19 protein-coding genes and 1 other RNA gene are annotated in these 17,802 nt (G+C 44.6%); 10 read left to right on the top strand and 10 right to left on the bottom strand.

What is annotated here, in order from left to right:
* Positions 1-144 precede the first annotated feature (144 nt).
* Together dnaK and grpE are read right to left on the bottom strand one after the other, a co-directional pair.
* Entirely contained in the window at positions 145-2,076 is a 1,932-nt protein-coding gene (gene dnaK, locus MARME_RS02835) for a molecular chaperone DnaK (protein WP_013659767.1), read from the bottom strand.
* Between the two features lie 130 nt (positions 2,077-2,206).
* Positions 2,207-2,776, bottom strand: coding sequence for a nucleotide exchange factor GrpE (gene grpE, locus MARME_RS02830; protein ID WP_013659766.1), 570 nt, complete (start codon positions 2,774-2,776; stop codon positions 2,207-2,209).
* Between the two features lie 218 nt (positions 2,777-2,994).
* Here grpE and recN point away from each other — a divergent pair, with 218 nt between their 5' ends.
* Positions 2,995-4,665: a DNA repair protein RecN gene (gene recN / locus MARME_RS02825; protein WP_013659765.1), complete on the top strand. Its 1,671-nt coding sequence runs from the start codon at positions 2,995-2,997 to the stop codon at positions 4,663-4,665.
* Positions 4,666-4,875: 210 nt separating this feature from the next.
* Here the strand turns inward: recN and fur are convergent, their stop codons facing one another.
* The gene (gene fur / locus MARME_RS02820; RefSeq protein ID WP_013659764.1) at positions 4,876-5,286 is read right to left on the bottom strand and encodes a ferric iron uptake transcriptional regulator; all 411 of its coding nucleotides are present in this window, start codon (positions 5,284-5,286) and stop codon (positions 4,876-4,878) included.
* 69 nt (positions 5,287-5,355) lie between these two features.
* On the opposite strand from fur, the gene MARME_RS02815 reads away from it, so the two are divergent.
* A complete protein-coding gene (locus tag MARME_RS02815) occupies positions 5,356-5,673 on the top strand; it encodes an outer membrane protein assembly factor BamE (RefSeq protein WP_013659763.1) in 318 nt (105 codons plus the stop codon).
* Positions 5,674-5,743: 70 nt separating this feature from the next.
* Here the strand turns inward: MARME_RS02815 and MARME_RS02810 are convergent, their stop codons facing one another.
* The 3 genes from MARME_RS02810 to MARME_RS02800 are packed head-to-tail and all read right to left on the bottom strand — an operon-like array spanning position 5,744 to position 7,818.
* Positions 5,744-6,025, bottom strand: a complete 282-nt coding sequence (locus MARME_RS02810) for an RnfH family protein (protein ID WP_041647739.1) — start codon at positions 6,023-6,025, stop codon at positions 5,744-5,746.
* Between the two features lies 1 nt (position 6,026).
* On the bottom strand, positions 6,027-6,458 hold the full coding sequence (locus MARME_RS02805) for a type II toxin-antitoxin system RatA family toxin (protein ID WP_013659761.1): 432 nt from the start codon (positions 6,456-6,458) through the stop codon (positions 6,027-6,029).
* Position 6,459: 1 nt separating this feature from the next.
* Positions 6,460-7,818, bottom strand: a complete 1,359-nt coding sequence (locus tag MARME_RS02800; protein ID WP_013659760.1) for a sodium-dependent transporter — start codon at positions 7,816-7,818, stop codon at positions 6,460-6,462.
* A 172-nt stretch (positions 7,819-7,990) separates the two neighbouring features.
* On the opposite strand from MARME_RS02800, the gene smpB reads away from it, so the two are divergent.
* Both smpB and ssrA read left to right on the top strand, forming a co-directional pair.
* Positions 7,991-8,473 carry an SsrA-binding protein SmpB gene (gene smpB / locus MARME_RS02795; protein WP_013659759.1) on the top strand — a complete coding sequence of 161 codons (483 nt, stop codon included), beginning with the start codon at positions 7,991-7,993 and terminating at the stop codon, positions 8,471-8,473.
* A 60-nt stretch (positions 8,474-8,533) separates the two neighbouring features.
* Positions 8,534-8,896, top strand: a transfer-messenger RNA (tmRNA) gene (gene ssrA / locus MARME_RS21750).
* Between the two features lie 80 nt (positions 8,897-8,976).
* Here the strand turns inward: ssrA and MARME_RS02790 are convergent.
* The 4 genes from MARME_RS02790 to MARME_RS22240 form a co-directional block, all read right to left on the bottom strand.
* Positions 8,977-9,501, bottom strand: coding sequence for a hypothetical protein (locus tag MARME_RS02790; protein ID WP_148230992.1), 525 nt, complete (start codon positions 9,499-9,501; stop codon positions 8,977-8,979).
* Positions 9,502-9,847: 346 nt separating this feature from the next.
* Entirely contained in the window at positions 9,848-10,111 is a 264-nt protein-coding gene (locus MARME_RS22365) for an N-acetyltransferase (RefSeq protein ID WP_223295005.1), read from the bottom strand.
* Between the two features lie 254 nt (positions 10,112-10,365).
* On the bottom strand, positions 10,366-10,545 hold the full coding sequence (locus tag MARME_RS02780) for a hypothetical protein (RefSeq protein ID WP_013659757.1): 180 nt from the start codon (positions 10,543-10,545) through the stop codon (positions 10,366-10,368).
* A gap of 160 nt (positions 10,546-10,705) precedes the next feature.
* A complete protein-coding gene (locus MARME_RS22240) occupies positions 10,706-10,876 on the bottom strand; it encodes a hypothetical protein (RefSeq protein WP_013659756.1) in 171 nt (56 codons plus the stop codon).
* A gap of 416 nt (positions 10,877-11,292) precedes the next feature.
* On the opposite strand from MARME_RS22240, the gene MARME_RS02770 reads away from it, so the two are divergent.
* The 6 genes from MARME_RS02770 to MARME_RS02745 all read left to right on the top strand — a co-directional run bounded on the left by MARME_RS02770 (position 11,293) and on the right by MARME_RS02745 (position 17,793).
* Complete coding sequence (locus MARME_RS02770; protein ID WP_013659754.1) at positions 11,293-11,901, top strand: Yip1 family protein; 609 nt, start codon at positions 11,293-11,295, stop codon at positions 11,899-11,901.
* A 453-nt stretch (positions 11,902-12,354) separates the two neighbouring features.
* Positions 12,355-15,153, top strand: coding sequence for a monovalent cation/H+ antiporter subunit A (locus MARME_RS02765; protein ID WP_013659753.1), 2,799 nt, complete (start codon positions 12,355-12,357; stop codon positions 15,151-15,153).
* Positions 15,153-15,521: a Na+/H+ antiporter subunit C gene (locus MARME_RS02760; protein WP_013659752.1), complete on the top strand. Its 369-nt coding sequence runs from the start codon at positions 15,153-15,155 to the stop codon at positions 15,519-15,521. Before MARME_RS02765 ends, MARME_RS02760 begins: the two co-directional genes overlap by 1 nt.
* The gene (locus MARME_RS02755) at positions 15,522-17,045 is read left to right on the top strand and encodes a monovalent cation/H+ antiporter subunit D (RefSeq protein ID WP_013659751.1); all 1,524 of its coding nucleotides are present in this window, start codon (positions 15,522-15,524) and stop codon (positions 17,043-17,045) included.
* Positions 17,045-17,530, top strand: a complete 486-nt coding sequence (locus MARME_RS02750) for a Na+/H+ antiporter subunit E (RefSeq protein ID WP_013659750.1) — start codon at positions 17,045-17,047, stop codon at positions 17,528-17,530. The genes MARME_RS02755 and MARME_RS02750 overlap by 1 nt, the downstream gene beginning before the upstream one ends.
* Entirely contained in the window at positions 17,524-17,793 is a 270-nt protein-coding gene (locus MARME_RS02745; protein ID WP_013659749.1) for a K+/H+ antiporter subunit F, read from the top strand. The genes MARME_RS02750 and MARME_RS02745 overlap by 7 nt, the downstream gene beginning before the upstream one ends.
* Positions 17,794-17,802: the final 9 nt, after the last annotated feature.

The raw sequence follows: 17,802 nt of genomic DNA, 5'->3' as shown, positions 1-17,802 counted from the left end.
AGCATAAATAAACCGTCTATGGTTCTCTCAAATCATAGGACTTATTTACACTTCCCTTCACCAATCCTAAAGACAGCAAAACACGGAACGTCCGTGTTTTGCCATTGTCCTTCATGGACGACGATTAAAAGTTGCCATTACGGCTTATTTTTTGTCGTCTTTAACTTCTTCAAACTCTGCGTCTACCGCATCGTCTTGTGGCTGAGAAGCCTGTTCAGCACCCGCTTCTTCGCCAGCGCCTGCTGCTTCAGATGCTTGTGCTTGTTCGTACATCTTCTGAGCCAAAGAACCAGATGCTTGAGTAAGCGCATTGGTTTTCTCTTCAATCGCTTCTTTGTCGTTAGACTCAAGCGCCGCTTCAAGATCTTTGATTGCCGTTTCGATTGCTTCTTTCTCTTCAGCAGTCGCTTTATCACCAGCCTCATCCAACGTCTTACGCGTTGCGTGGATCATGCCATCAGCCGTGTTACGAACCTGAACAAGCTCTTCGAACTTACGATCTTCCTCAGCATTGGCTTCAGCATCACGTACCATTTGTTCAACTTCATCATCACTTAGGCCAGAAGACGCTTTAATGACGATAGACTGTTCTTTATTTGTTGCTTTGTCTTTCGCAGATACGCTCAAGATACCGTTCGCATCGATGTCAAAGCTTACTTCAACTTGTGGAATACCACGAGGAGCCGGTGGGATATCAGCCAAATCAAAACGTCCTAGAGACTTGTTTTGACCCGCTTGCTTACGCTCACCTTGAAGTACATGGATCGTTACTGCATTTTGGTTGTCTTCAGCTGTTGAAAAGACCTGAGATTTCTTAGTAGGAATCGTAGTGTTCTTTTCGATCAGAGCAGTCATAACACCACCCATTGTTTCGATACCAAGAGTAAGAGGCGTTACGTCAAGAAGAAGAACGTCTTTTACATCACCTGCAAGTACCGCACCTTGAATAGAAGCACCCATTGCAACGGCTTCATCAGGGTTAACGTCTTTACGAGGCGCTTTACCAAAGAACTCAGATACTTTCTCTTGAACAAGAGGCATACGAGTCTGACCACCAACAAGGATAACTTCATCGATGTCAGAAGGATCGATATCAGCGTCTTTGATCGCTAGACGACAAGGCTCAAGAGAGTTAACAACTAGATCTTCAACCAAAGATTCAAGTTTAGAGCGAGTCAACTTAACGTTAAGGTGCTTAGGACCTGTTGCATCTGCTGTGATGTAAGGCAGGTTTACTTCAGTTTGGCTAGAAGAAGAAAGCTCAACTTTGGCTTTTTCACCCGCTTCTTTCAAACGCTGTAGCGCCAAAGGATCGTTGTGAAGATCGATGCCAGTGTCTTTCTTAAATTCAGCAGCCAAGAACTCGATAACACGCATATCGAAGTCTTCACCACCTAGGAATGTATCACCGTTTGTAGAAAGTACTTCGAATTGCTTCTCGCCATCTACATCAGCGATTTCGATGATAGAGATATCGAATGTACCACCACCAAGGTCATATACTGCAACCGTAGAATCGCCAGTCGCCTTGTCTAGACCGTACGCTAGCGCTGCTGCTGTTGGCTCGTTGATGATACGTTTAACATCAAGACCTGCAATTTTACCTGCATCTTTTGTTGCTTGACGCTGAGAGTCATTGAAGTAAGCAGGAACGGTAATAACCGCTTCTGTTACTGCTTCGCCTAGGTAGTCTTCCGCTGTTTTCTTCATTTTCTTAAGAACTTCAGCAGATACTTGTGGTGGCGCTTTCTTATCGCCTTTTGCTTCTACCCAAGCATCGCCATTGTCAGCCGCGATGATTTTGTAAGGCACCATTGAGATGTCTTTTTGTACAACTTTGTCTTCAAAGCGACGACCAATCAAACGCTTAACGGCGAACAAAGTATTTGTTGGGTTCGTTACCGCCTGACGCTTAGCAGACTGACCAACTAGTGTTTCGCCGTCGTCTGTAAAAGCAACAATTGAAGGAGTGGTGCGATCACCCTCAGCATTTTCAATTACGCGTGATTTTTCGCCATCTAGTACAGCAACACATGAGTTCGTTGTACCTAAGTCAATACCAATGATTTTACCCATTGTAATACTCTCCAGTAGAATTCTTTATTTCGTTGTTAATTCTGTATTTGGGTGCTCTTCCGAGCATTTCAACCTCAAACCGTCAATTTTTTGACGCGTTTTCGGTTTTCTCGCTATATTGCCGCCTTTACTAGGCCGCAGAGCTCACAACAACCATCGCAGGACGCATTAATCGACCGTTTAACGTGTAACCTTTCTGAACAACGTCCATGACAGTATTCGGTTCCATCTCAGGGTTTGGAACCATAGTCATAGCTTGATGCAATTCAGGATTGAATGGTTCGCCATGAGGGTCAACTTGCGCAATATCAAAACGAGCAAGTGTTTCAATCAAATCTTTAAGCGTTAGCTCAACCCCTTCACGAACGGAATCCGCATCGGAAGTTTGTTCAGTCGATGTCAAAGCACGCTCTAAATTGTCCGCCACTTTTACGATGTCTTTCGCAAATTTTTCTAGGGCAAACTTATGCGCTTTTTCAACATCAAGTTCAGCACGACGGCGAATATTTTGAGCATCAGCTTGTGCACGAAGTGCCGCTTCTTTATATTGAAGCGCTTCTTCTTTCGCTTTTGCCAGCTCGTCGTCTTCTACGATCTCTACTTCTGGCTCAAGTAATTCTTCTACTTGAGCACCTTCTTGTTGCAACTCTTCTGCTTGCAATTCATCTTCTAGGTTTGAATTTTTTTGCTGATCACTCATTCTTTCACTCCAAATAACAGAACGTAATTACCATCTGTGCGATGTATATGGGGACGCAAAATTGCCTTTCAACACCATTCCCTCATTAAATTTGCGGCTTTTTTATACGATTTTCCCGATCACGCCGATTGAATAAAAGTTTTTAACTAGCACTTGTCAAAAAACGAACAAATACTGTATAAATAACCATATGTTTATTTAAACTTCTGGAGCGCAGCATGTTGACCAGTATCGCGATATCTAACTTTGCCATTGTCGAATCACTAGAGTTGGAATTAAAGAAAGGCATGACCGTCATTTCAGGTGAAACCGGTGCCGGCAAATCTATTATGGTTGACGCGCTTTCGCTTTGCTTAGGAGGCCGAACCGATGCGGGCGTTGTCCGACATGGCGAGAAAAAAGCCGACATCAGTGCAAGCTTTGATATCAGCCTTTATCCTGAAGTCTTAAATTGGCTAGAAGAACACGACCTTGATCAAGAGCAAGATTGCATCCTTCGTCGAGTAATTACAAAGGAAGGTCGATCAAAAGCCTATATAAACAGCCGTCCATGTACATTAAGTGATTTAAAAGAAGTCAGTGCTTATCTTGTCGACATTCATGGTCAGCACGAACATCAGTCACTTTTAAAGAAAAGCGCACAACGAACGCAACTCGACGCTTACGGTCAGCTCACCGAATTAGCATATACAGTACGAACTGAATTTAATGCATGGCGCACCTTAAAAGATGAACTTTGCCAAAAGATGAACGTCAGCGCCGAGCAGGAAGCAAAAATTCAGCTTTTGTCCTACCAGCTAGAAGAACTAGCCCAACTTGACCTAAGACATAAAGAAATAGAAGAGCTCGAACAAGAGCAAGCCTTTCTCTCTAATATCGCAGAAGCGCAGCAGCAAGCCTACTTCGCCAGCAACCTTCTCAAAGAAAATGACGACGGCAACGTTTGCTCCATGCTTCACAACGCCATACAAAGTGCCAGTAACATACAACCTTTAACGCCCGAATTAGAAAGCGCACTAGAAATGATGAGTGAAGCCCTCATCCAAGCTGAAGAAGCAAGTTCAAGTCTTACTCACTACCAAGATACATTAGAACAAAACCCACAAAGACTATTAGAAGTGGAAGAACGACTGAGTCGTATCTATGATACAGCGCGAAAACACAAAGTATCGCCCGAGGCTCTGCTGATTTTACGCGACAACGTCGAATCTGAACTTAACAAACTGCAAGGCGGCGAAGAAAGTCTAGAGTTCTTAAAACTAAAAGAAGAACAGGCCTACGCGCAACTCACCGCCAGTGCGACCTTACTAACTGAAAAACGTATTCAAACAAAAGACAAACTCGCGTCTAAAGTAGAAGAGCAAATCCATGGCCTAGGCATGCCGCACGCTGGTTTCTTTATTGATTGTCAGCCTTTGGACCAAATCACCGCGAATGGATTTGAAGAAATCGAGTACATGATCGCATCCAACCCAGGTCAGCCCGCTCAGCCTCTGCGCAAAGTTGCTTCTGGTGGAGAGCTCTCGCGCATTAGCCTCGGTATTCAAGTCGTCACCGCTCACACGTCAACCATCCCTACATTGGTCTTTGATGAAGTGGATGTCGGAATTAGTGGCGGTATCGCAGAAGTGGTTGGTCGCATGCTTCGCTCCGTTGGCGCGCGCGGTCAAGTATTTTGTGTGACCCACCTTGCACAAGTAGCCGCTCAAGGGCATCAACATTTCCAAGTCAGCAAACAAGTCGCTGACGAGAGCACCTCTTCACAAGTGAAAACACTCAAAGAAGAAGAGAGAACACAAGAGATCGCAAGATTGCTCGGCGGCATAAAGTTAACAGAGCAAACCCTTGCACACGCACGAGAAATGCTAGGTAACGTGCACCTACAATAGAATCACTCACTGCTGTGAATGGGTACGACATCAGCAATGCGTACGACTGCCACTTGCATAAAAAACGCGGCTTGAACTCACGTCTAGAACCGCTAACGAAACAAAAGAGCCGTTGACGAAATAAAAGAGACTAAATAAACCGAAACAAAAAAAGCGACTCGGTTTGAACGAGTCGCTTTTTTATCGGAATAAATATAACGGAATAACCGTTTATTTTGATTTAGGACGAACGTAAATCACTAAGTTATGATCTTCGATGTCGTAGCCGTGTTCTTCGGCAATCTCTTTTTGACGTTGTTCGATTACAGGGTCAACAAACTCAACGACTTTTCCTGTTTCCAAACAAATCATATGATCGTGATGATCACCCTTTTCAAGTTCAAATACCGCTGTACCCGCTTCAAAATGGTGGCGAACAACAAGACCGGCTGTTTCGAACTGAGTCAATACACGGTACACGGTCGCTAGGCCTACATCCTCCCCTTGATCGAGAAGGGTACGGTAAACGTCATCCGCACTCATATGATGGTCACCAGCTTTCTCAAGGATCTGTAAAATCTTTACGCGAGGCAAAGTTACTTTAAGACCCACTTTCTTAAGCTCTTGATTTTCTGTACTCATGAGTAATTCTCTATTCGATCTCGTTAATAATTACTTTATTATTAGCACATCACAATTAGGATGATACCAATGAAGAAAACTTTATTATTAGTGGCCGCTCTTTTTACACTTAATGCTTGCAGCCTATTACCTGAACCTTACAAGGTTCCTGTAACCCAAGGCAACATCATTAAGCAAGAGCAAGTCGAACAACTTGCGCTCGGCATGACAGAACGCCAAGTCATCTATGTTCTTGGCACTCCGATGGTTCGAGACACATTCGCTCCCAACGAGTGGCACTATTTATTTAAATCAAAGTACGCAACATCAGCGGATAAAACCAGTCCAATTGAACAATTAACACTCACCTTTAAAGATGGCGTGTTAATCAACATCGATCAAGACTAGTTTTGTTAACAAAAGGAGGCTTGTCGTTAAACTACGACGAATGAGCCTCCTTAGTTTGCAGTGCAACGCCTTACTTTGCTGTTTTAGCGGCTCGGTTTGCTCTAGCCTGTTTTGGGTCCACTTTTAACTCTCTGTAGATCTCAACACGCTCACCAGGCTTTAATGCCTGCTCTTCGGGCTTACGAACCGCCTTACCAAAAATACCAACTTTCGCGTTTTCTAAGTCCAACCCTGGAAAAAATGCGTCAATATTCGACTTCAGCACCGCTTCTTTCACCGTGCAGCCTTCCTCAACGTCCAACGCGACTATCTTTTGTTTATCAGGTAACGCGTACGCCACCTCAACATGCATTTTACTCACCGTAAACAACCTTCGCTCTTTGACTGAACGCCTCAACCATGGTGTTGGCTACCTGACTAAATACCCCACCGAATGCAAACTTAAGCATGCCACTTAACTCGAAATCGATACTCAAAGATATCTTACACGTTGTCTCACTCAATGCTTGAAACTTCCAAATGCCATGCAGCTTTTTAAAAGGGCCGCTGACAAGCGTCATCTCGATTCCATCCGCTTGAGACAATAAGTTCTTCGTCGTGAACGCCTGTTTAACAGGCCCCTTACCCACCTCTAGCGACGCCACTATTTCAGTATCGTTCTGCGACAGTACTTTCGCACTTAAACATCCAGGTAAAAACGCAGGGTAATGATCTATATCATTCACTAAGTCAAACATCTGTTTTTGACTGTAGTTAACATGAGCAAAACGCTCTATACGACTCAAATTATACTCCTATCCATCCAGCCACAGTGATGAGGCCGATCAGTGGAATACTGACGAACTTCAATATCTTATACCACCAATCAAAATGCTGTGGCGCTTGTGTGATCATTTCTCTTCGGAGCATTTTCTCCGGTACAAACCATCCCACCATAACGGCAATCAACGTAGCGACAAGCGGCAACAAGATAAAGGACGTCAACGCATCCATCAATTCAAACAGGTTTTTATTAAACAGTAACTTCGCATCCCAGTGATTAAACGACAGAAGAATGGCGATGCCAACAAGCCAAATAAACGCGCCCAACATACTGGCAGCTTTTAATCGACCAATATAAAACTTTTCGTGAAGCCACGATACAAACAGCTCCATCATTGCAATGGCGGACGTCAAGGCCGCTATTGCCAACAAGATAAAGAACGACGCACCAATAACCTGACCACCGGGTAACGCACCAAATACAATCGGCAGCGTCACAAAAGCCAAGCTTGGGCCGGAGTCTACATCGATATTAAACTCAAACGCCAACGGAAAAATCACAACCACGGCAAGCAACGAAACCAGTAAATCCAGCCCTACGACAATCGAGCATGCCCTTGAGATCGACATTCTCTTATTCATATACGCGCCGTATGAGAACATCGCCCCCAATCCAACGCCTACACTAAATAAGGCATGACCAATCGCAGACAACACCATATCAAAGGAAAAATCACCCCAAGACCAAACAAGCATAAAATCCAACGCTTCTGCGGAATCACCAACAGAAAACGCATAAATAGCCAGCAGAAAGAGGAACGTAATCAACACGGGGAGCAATACCTTTACCAAGGTAGCAAGACCACGTGTGACCGATTGCCCTACTGTTAAGATCACAAGCATCATAAAGAGCGTATGCCAGAACAACATTTCAACGGGCGAATCAAGCAAGTCTTGATACATAACATCCGCTTCAAATCGGCCGATGCTCGTAAAAAGTCCCGTTATCGCGCGCTCAAAATACGCTAATGTCCAACCCGCGATGACGCTGTAAAAGGTCATAATCAACACGCCAGTGATGCCCGCCAACCAAGGCGCTAACACCCAAGCTGGGTGAAGCAAACGGCGTTCACTCAAATCATTCACCGTATCGATTGGGTTAGAACGAACCGTTCGACCAATCGCAACTTCGGCAATGACAATAGGCAAAGCGACAAACAAAAGGCATAGACAATAAACAAACAGAAACGCCGCACCGCCGTTCTCTGCCATCATGTAGGGGAACTTCCAAACGTTACCCAGTCCAATCGCTGCACCACTGGCAGCGAAAATAAATATCCAAGGGCTAGACCAAATACCTTGTAAACACCGACTCTCGGTCATACATTAAGCTCTGCTGTTCGCTCGATTACACACTGATTAAACGACTGAATAGCATTCAGATAGTCTGCTAAACAATGAATTATTCAAATATTTGACAAATTTTCTTACATTACACCGCAGACCTCAAGAAAAGCTTAGTTTTTTCCGTTTATCGACCGTATAATTTTGTCCTATGAGCAAATCAAAGAAAAAGAAATCAAATTCAACAGGCACCATCGCGCTGAACAAACGCGCCCGTCACGATTACTTCGTTGATCAAAAATTTGAAGCGGGTCTGGCCTTATCGGGCTGGGAAGTAAAAAGCCTACGTGAAGGCAAAGCGCAATTGGTGGACTCTTACGTCATTATCCATCAAAACGAAGCTTGGCTGATTGGCGCACGCATTACACCACTATTAAGTGCTTCGACGCACGTTGTATGCGAGCCCCTACGCCAGCGTAAACTATTACTCAACCGCCGCGAGATAGACCGGATTATTCAGATCACTGAACAAAAAGGTAAAACCTGTGCGGCCATGGCATTGTACTGGAAAGGCAACAAAATCAAATGTGAAGTTGCCCTAGTAACCGGTAAAAAAGATCACGATAAACGTGATACTGCCAAAGAACGCGACTGGGCGCGCGATAAAGAACGCCTAATGAAACACAGCGTATAAACGCTATGTACGGTTTTGCTAGCGTTAACGATCTGTTTTCGTTAGAATTGCCGATACTTTGGGGGTGACATGGTTTCGACGCTGGTCACGAACCCTGAGGTGCATGTCGAGAGTGATACGTGATCTCGTAAATCCCCTCGTATCAATTATATAGTCGCAAACGACGAAAACTACGCTTTAGCAGCTTAATAACCTGCTAGTGTGCTGCCCTCAGGTTGCTTGTAGCCCGAGATTCCGCAGTATCATAAATTACAAGATGCTACTCGATGCCCTGCCTGGGGATAAGAGTATAAGATCAAGCAGGCTCGCCAGTAACACCCTGTCCTTCGGGCGGTTCCTGGTCAAAAAATAGAAGTGACTAAACATGTAGAGCCGATGGCAGAGGACTGGCGGACGGGGGTTCGACCCCCCCCACCTCCACCAAATAAAGGTTTGATTTTAAAAGAGTTTTATAGAGTCATACCGTATACGTTGCCTAGAACTTGCGTAGCTAGTTTTAGAGCTCACATAAAAAAGCCGCTATTTAGCGGCTTTTTTATGTGAGCTCTAACCTTCTCGCAGTCGCTATCTTTTAAATAGAACTTGTATCCAAGTTGATCAACGACCTTTATCCTTTTTATCTCAGCAGACACACTATTTAGATCTGCTACAACTGTCTGAACACATAGTAAGAATGTATGTTTTTTTGATGAGTCTATTTCATTTTTACCTATATCCTGTCCCATGTAGTCGCGATAAGGCTTATAAGTAGTATTATTGTCCAACTCAAAATACAGAGCATCTAAATAAAATCTGTTCGTAGAGTGATTGGCAATAGAGATATTAATCGCTATGGTAGGCTCCTCTATATCTATAGCAAGCATAACAATCTCAGCGCTCACTTTGATATAAGGTTTAGTTATTCTGTTATTCACATAAAATAATCCAAGCAATACACCAAGCATACCTGCACTTGAGACATAAGGCTCAAAATTTTCTGAGTCACTCTCTAAGTAAATCCAATACAGAGCCATAGATAAAGCAAACAAATTCGCAACTACAACCAATTTAAAAAAACAGTTATCTTTCCCTCACTCAATCGTATTTTTGAAATACTTCATGCCGCCCCCTTGGCAAACGATATAGGATTAAACTTCAATGCATCTTACAAATGGTCCGGTGCCAGGTGCGAATAGCGCATAGTTATACCTATATCACTATGCCCTAGTATTCTCTACAATGTCAGTATGTTTCGGCTGTTCATCATAAAATGGCTGGCGAATAAGTGCCGAAAAATATGCGCGGCTTGCCACTTGGATAGGATGATATCAGTTCGCTTTCATGCTCTGTGAAACGCTGAGATAAAGAAAGTGAACTGATTATTCGGAATTATTTTCAATTTTGCGCTTTTATCACATCAAACATGGTAATAAGAGTATTGTCCTTTATATCAGGAGAAGTCTGAAGAACCTTAAACCCGTGCTTTTCATACAATTGAACTAATTTATTCTCACATTCCAAAATAATAACGCGACCGCCAATGAGCTGTCGTGCTTGATCTATTATGCAATATGCTTCTTCCAATATAAGCTTTAAGTTAATCGGGTTGTCTCGCACATTTTCATTTTTCCCTATCTGACCAATAAGGTGCGCTTTCACTTTTAACGTATCACTACTCGCTTTGAGTGTCTTTTTTTGGCTTTTTGATGCCGCAGCTGAAAGAGTGACTTCTTTAGTGGTGAGCGTAAAGTAGGCTAAGAGGATGCAGGCGTCATCGACAATAAAATAAGTTCGACCACGGTCTTCTTTTTCAAATCGAATGGAGATATCACGAATGAATTTTTGAACGTCTTCATTTTTAGTACATGAAAAATCGGCGATAAGCTCCTGCGCTAATTCTTCGCCGAATTCTTTTAAGACTTGACTGAGGGGGAGAAGCGTCGTGCTAATAATTTTAATCCTTTAGAACTTTCAGCCTTCAAGTCTCTATGCTTAACATTTACTGTACGAGGGTTTGAAACAGCCTCTAAAAATTTAGTACAGGCTTGTTCATTTTCAACAGCAAAGCTTTTGTCAAATGATGTTGTCGCCATGTTATAACTCCCTTCCCTTGCAAAAGGGTAAAATGGTACGTATTTCGTACTATTATAGTTTTGTTGACACCTACGTCAAATATATTTGACATGAATTGAAAGCACTAAGTTAGCACCTTTTGATCGTCCCACTAACACTCAACTCCTAATCCAAAAACTCTTAGTAGAAGTAGACCGCATCACTTTCATTCTCCTCTACATTTAAGCAGACTTGATACGTGCCAATAGCAAGCGTTTTACCATAGATATCTAAGGCAACAGACACACCGAAGCTGTTATTTTGCTCTGTTTCGGTCGCTTTATAGATACGCGACACCTGCCGGACGTACACTACTATCCTCAAAACCATTTATACCCTTACTGTCGCAGCCTTCAGCGTAGGCTCCAACCACTAAGGTGTTACAGCGCATCCGAAACGGTCTCCGCTATTAGCGCTAAAAGCTTTGAATAGTACATCGAGCACTTAAACACCACCAAAATTCTCCTGACGAAACAAATCGTAAGTTAGATCACCACTTTTACGATTTAGTACGTAAGTTCCATTTTTTATTCACACGCTGATTTTAGATTCCTTGACTATACTTTTGACTTAGATCAATAGGAAAAGAGCAAATACGCTTTCTTAACCTTGTAGAAGTCTTCTTTCGCAAGGAGTTTGATTGCCTATTTTCACTTTCCCTGCGGATCGACATTTTTCCATCTAACCATAACGTTAAATTTTTAAAGCGGTGAGCATAGGGGGAAGTTATGATCAATCATGTTTGGGGGCTATTGCACCACCCTGATCAAGAATGGAGATCCATCAGCGAGGAGCATGAAACAGTCAGTCATTTGTTCATGCATCATGTCTTAATTTTGGCGGCTATTCCTGTCGTCAGTTCATTTATCGGTACAACGCAAGTCGGCTGGACATTCGGAGGCGAAGAAGCCTTTAGGGTTTCTTATGGTGATGGCATTGTACTTGGAATCGCGTTTTATGCCTTAATCCTGTTGGCTATCGGGCTTGTTGGTAGCTTTATTCACTGGCTGGCACGGGGTCTACCAGACCGTCCAGATCGGAACGAATGTATTGTCTTTGCAGGTTACATTGCCACGCCGATGTTTTTAAGTGGGTTGTTCGCTATTTATCCGGTGTTCTGGTTATGCTTGCTGGCAATGGTGGCGGGTATCGCTTACACAGGCTACTTGCTCTACAAGGGCACGCCCAGTTTTCTGGGAATCAGCCACAAGCGAGGCTTTATTTTATCCGGTACGACACTTGGGGTTGGCATCCTTATCTTAGAAGCAATGCTCGGCATTGTTGTACTGCTATGGAGTATGGGGTCTGAGCACAGCGTAATTTGGAACTTCTTCTAACTTTGAGTTTATTAATCTTTGGGCTTCTTAGCCTTAAAAATTGATAACACAAAACATTCACCAACAACGCTTCGGGCCGTTTTGGCTTGAAGCGTTGTTTATTATTTATTCTTCCTTTTATTTATTAGTCTATTCGCTCTATCGCTCCGTCTGTTCCTTCTCGCACTCACTCTATCATCCCTCTCACTGTCTTTCCGTTTTCCTCTTCATTCAAGCAAAGAATAGGCTAAAGAGCCGGTCGTTTATGTCTTGACAAAAAAGTAAATTCACGACCCTTTATTCCTGTGCAGGTTCCTGTTAAATATAAACTATTTTTATCTTTGGTTATTACTTAAAAAATCTACCTAAGATGCGCCACGTTCGCTATAGTAATAGCCAGTCTGGATAAGAACTTAGTTCCCATTTCGTTGTGAAGGACGATGTGGACAGAAAACAATGTAAGGAGCTCTTCACTTGAACTCTCTAATTTGGATACCTTTGTTACCCTTGATTGGAACCTTGGTGCCCTTATTCTCCGCTCGATTCAGTCGAACGGCGTGTGCGTTTCTAACCGCAGGGTTACCTGCTTTAGCGTTATTTTTAATTTTATCAAAAGCACCTGAAATCTTTGATGGGCAAGCTTTTCAAGCGTCCATTCCTTGGATTCCTGCTATGGGACTTGAACTGGCCTTTCGCCTTGATGGTCTGGTTCTACTCTTTGCCATTCTCATTATCGGCATCGGGCTACTCGTTATTCTCTACGCGCGATATTACCTTTCTAGCCAAGACTCTATTGGCAAGTTTTACTCCTATCTGATTCTCTTTATGTTTGCCATGCTCGGCGTGGTTATGTCAGATAACTTAATCCAGATTTGGGTGTTCTGGGAGCTGACAAGTATCAGTTCGTTTTTATTGATCAGTTTCTGGGGACACAAGTCAGACGCTCGTAAAGGCGCACGCATGGCTTTGACCATCACCGGCGCTGGCGGGCTTGCCTTGTTGGCAGGTTTGCTGATTCTTGGTCAAGTCGTTGGCAGCTACAGCTTGCAAGATGCCCTCGACAGCGGTGATCTGGTTCGCGCAAGTGCGAGCTACCCAGTGATTGTTGTTTTGGTTCTATTGGGCGCGTTTACTAAATCGGCTCAGTTCCCGTTCCATTTTTGGCTTCCCAATGCGATGGCCGCACCTACGCCAGTAAGTGCTTACTTACACTCTGCAACAATGGTGAAAGCAGGCATATTTTTGATGGCTCGCTTTTATCCGACTTTGGCGGGTACTGAACTGTGGTTCTTAATTGTCAGTATGACAGGGCTTGCCACCTTCCTTTTAGGTGGTTATATCGCGCTGTTCCAGCACGATCTAAAAGGGCTTTTAGCCAACTCGACCATCAGTCATTTGGGCTTAATCACCTTGCTGCTCGGCATGGGAACCGATCTGGCACTTGTTGCCGCGATTTTTCACATTATTAACCATGCGACCTTTAAGGCGTCGTTATTTATGGCAGCGGGGATTATCGATCACGAATCTGGCTCGCGGGACATGCGGCAATTAAACGGTCTCTGGAAATACATGCCCTATACCGCCACACTGGCGATGGTTGCCTCTTCCGCGATGGCGGGTGTGCCTCTATTAAACGGTTTCTTGTCAAAAGAAATGTTCTTTACGGAGACGCTGCACCAAGGTTCGCTTGGTTCACTGTCTTGGATGGTGCCAGTTATGGCGACCTTGGGTGGCGTTATGTCCGTTGCTTATTCGACCCGCTTCGTTCACGACGTATTCTTTAATGGCGAGCCAATCAATTTACCCAAAACACCCCATGAACCGCCAAGGTACATGCGCGTTCCAGTCGAGATACTGGTTGGATTGTGTTTGTTAGTCGGTATTTTCCCAAGTTTGGTGGTGGGAGATCTGCTTTACGCGGCTTCCGGTGCCGCATTGAACGATTTTGTTCCTTACTATAGTTTGGCTATTTGGCACGGGCTTAACTTCCCGCTTCTTATGAGTGTTCTCGCGCTGATTGGCGGTTTGTTTGTGTATTACAATCGTCAGCACTTGTTTAAGTTTCAATCACAGTTTCCGGTCAGCGACCCTAAATTGGTGTTTGAAGGCATAGTGCAGCAGATTTCAGCCCGCGCCGAGCAGTTCATGGCGATTGTCGATAACGGTTCGCTTCAGCGCTATATCTATTTTGTGTTGAGCTTGACCATCGTTATGAGTGCGGTTCCTCTACTTGACCTAAATACAACGGCTGGCCGCCGCCCTGAAATTCCAGTTGATGCGCTGTCAATTACCGCTGCGGTACTGTTAACCATTTCAGGGCTGGCGACGGTTCTTTGGCATCGCAAGCGTATGGTTGCCTTGATCACGTTGTCTGTTGTTGGTCTGGTGGTGACTCTGGCGTTTGCTAAGTTCTCCGCACCTGATTTGGCTCTGACTCAACTGTCAGTAGAAGTCGTCACGGTGATCTTGCTGATGCTGGCCTTGTTTTTCTTACCTCAGAAAACACCAAAAGAGTCTTCTCCGCGACGTATTGTCCGAGACCTTGGGATCGCAGCCATGCTAGGTGGTATTGTTGGTACGATCAGCTACGCTATGATGACTCGTCCATTAGACACCATTTCAGACTTCTTCCTTGCCAACAGTAAAATTGGCGGCGGTGGCACCAACGTGGTGAACGTCATCCTTGTTGACTTTAGGGGCTTCGATACACTGGGCGAGATCACGGTATTAGGCATCGCCGCATTGGGTATCTACAAATTGATCGCGCGTATGAAGCTGTTCATGCCATCAAGTGATTCAAATGGCCGACCTTGGTCTACTGACAGCCACCCTATTTTGCTTGCGGTTATTTCTCAGTCCTTGTTACCACTTGCGTTGCTGGTATCGGCTTATATCTTCCTTCGTGGACATAACTTACCGGGTGGCGGCTTCATCGCGGGGCTGATTACATCGGTTGCGATCATTCAGCAATATGTTGCACACGGTGTTGATTGGATGAAGGATCGAATGAAGCTGGACTATCAAGTCATGATCGGTTCAGGTATCACGATTTCTGCGCTAACGGGCGTGGGCAGTTGGTTCTTTGATCGTCCTTTCCTAACGTCTTGGTTTGATTATTTCTACCTGCCAGCCATCGGCAAATTCGAACTGGCCAGTGCGATGATCTTTGACTTAGGTGTTTACCTAACCGTAATTGGCGCAACCATGCTGATACTGGCTAACTTGGGTAAACTTACGACCAGCGAACGTCCTGTTTTAGAGGAGCATGAATAATGGAAGGGTTATACGCGTTTTGCGTTGGCATTTTAACGGCCTGCGGTATTTTTCTAACGATGCGTGGACGAAGCTTCTCTGTTGTCGTCGGTCTGACCATGCTGTCTTACGCCGTAAACTTATTTTTATTCGCTAGCGGTCGCTTGAGGCTTGATGCTGCTGCCGTGTTAGGGCAATCAGAAAGCTACAGTGACCCACTTCCTCAAGCGTTGGTTCTAACCGCCATTGTAATCGGTTTTGCGATGACGGCTTTCGCCGTTATCTTGGCCATGAGAGCACGTGCAGATTTGGGCAACGATCATGTTGATGGACGTTTACCACCACCTCCAGAAACGCGAAAAACTGGCAAACAAGGAGGCCAGCGCTAAATGCAGCACCTTGCTATTCTCCCTATTATTTTACCTCTGCTAACGGGTGCGTTGTTATTGCTGCCGCCGTTTAGTACAACTCTTGCCCGTCAGCGTATCTTTGCAATCGCCTCTTTTGCGGTACAAATCGTGGTAGCGGCACTGCTTCTGATACAAACCAACGATCAAGGTACCACTCAATATATTTTGGGTAACTGGCAAGCACCTTTTGGTATTGTGCTTGTTGCCGATTCAATGTCGACCTTGTTGGTGTTGTTATGTGTCTTTTTGGCTTTTTGCGCTCATTTATATGGCTGCGCAGGAGACGATAAAGAAGGTGCTTATTTCCATCCGTTGTTTATGTTTCAAGTCATGGGGATCAACGGCGCCTTTTTAACCGGTGACGCGTTTAACCTCTTTGTATTCTTCGAAGTCTTATTAATCGCATCTTATGCGTTGTTGATTCATGGTGGCGGAAAACAAAAGACGCAAGCGACCATGCATTACGTGATTCTAAACCTAGTGGGATCGAGTGTTTTCCTATTTGGATTAGGCATCTTGTATGGCACGCTTGGTACACTCAATATGGCCGACATGGCCGCTAAAGTCAGTACTTTAGATGAGAGTAATGCGATATTGGCAGAAATTGGCGCGTCTATGCTCTTGGTCGTGTTCGGTCTAAAGTCGGCGCTGTTGCCGTTGCAATTTTGGCTGCCTCGCACCTATGCCAGTGCCAGCGCTCCCGTTGCTGCGATATTTGCCATTATGACGAAAGTCGGTATTTACAGTATTTTCCGAGTTCACATTATGATCTTCGGTGATCATGCAGGTGAGCTGGCGAATATGGCACAAGCTTGGTTATGGCCATTGGCTTTGCTTACTATTTGTATCGGGACGATCGGCGCATTTGCGGCACCGACCCTGAAGTTACTCGTTGCGAACATGGTGGTTCTGTCCGCAGGTAGTTTATTAGTCTGTGCGGCGATGCAAAGTGAAGAAGCAACTGGCGCGGCGCTGTATTACTTATTACACAGTACCGTTATTACCGCAGGTCTGTTCTTGGTTGCTGATATTATTTCGAAGCAACGTGGTAAAGCAGAAGATCGTTTCGTGCGTTCAAAGGCGCTCAAACAGCCTGTTATTTTAGGTATTGCGTTCGCTATGGGAGCCATTGGCTTGGTTGGTATGCCGCCTCTGTCTGGCTTCGTTGGCAAGATCTTGATCCTGCAAGCGGCGCAATCAACCGCAGAAATGATCTGGGTTTGGCCCATTATGCTCATTAGTAGCTTAGCAGCGCTTATCTCGCTCTCTAGAGCGGGTACGACGCTTTTCTGGCGTCATTCTGGCGGCGTGCAAGATGACGCGCCTATCGCAACGAACATTCAACTCATTGCGGTGTTCTTGCTGATGGCAGCTTCTCCATTATTGGTTCTGTTTGGTGGGCCCATCGTCGAAATCGCCCAACATGCAGCAAACGGCTTACACGATCCTAACCAATCTGTCTTCCCGCTACTTCCATCGATTCAAACAGGAGGAGCTCAGTAATGCGTCTTCTACCTATGCCGATGCACAGCTTACTGCTTTTTGTGGTCTGGCTGATGCTTAATAACTCGGTCAGTGTCGGTCACATGGTGCTGGCGTTATTTTTCGCGATAACCATTCCTCTTATCGTGTCTGGAATGCGTGATGAGCATCAGAAGATCAAAAAACCGTTTTTAGCGGTTCGTTACTTCTTTATGGTCTTAGGCGATATTATTACCGCCAATTTCGAAGTCGCGCTATTGGTTGTCGGCCCACTGAAAAAACTTCAACCTGGGTTTGTCGCAATTCCGATTGAGATGAGCTCAGACTTAGGCATTACGATTCTAGCGAGTACGGTGTCACTTACACCGGGCACCGTCAGTGCTGAAATCTCAGAAGACAAACAATGGTTATATGTTCACGCATTACATTTAACCAATGAAAGCGAGCTGGTTGATATGGTCAAGAAACGCTATGAGGCACCGATCAAGGAGATTTTAGGATGCTAGATTGGGCTATTTTTATCGTTGCCATTTTCATATGTATCGCACTATTTCTAAATTTATGGCGTTTGATGGTTGGACCTAAACTGTCCGACAGAATTCTCGCGCTCGACACCATGTACATCAATACCATCGCATTAATCATGTTGTACGGTATTTATATGGGCACTGCTCTGTACTTTGAGGCGGCGCTCTTGATCGCCATGCTTGGTTTTGTCAGTACCGCAGCGCTTTGTAAGTACTTACTTCGTGGCGATATTATTGAATAGGAGAATTGA

It is taken from the genome of Marinomonas mediterranea MMB-1, from assembly GCF_000192865.1.
Lineage (GTDB): Bacteria > Pseudomonadota > Gammaproteobacteria > Pseudomonadales > Marinomonadaceae > Marinomonas > Marinomonas mediterranea.
The sequence above is the reverse complement of the archived record's forward strand: the minus strand, read 5'-3'. Positions and strand labels throughout refer to the sequence as shown.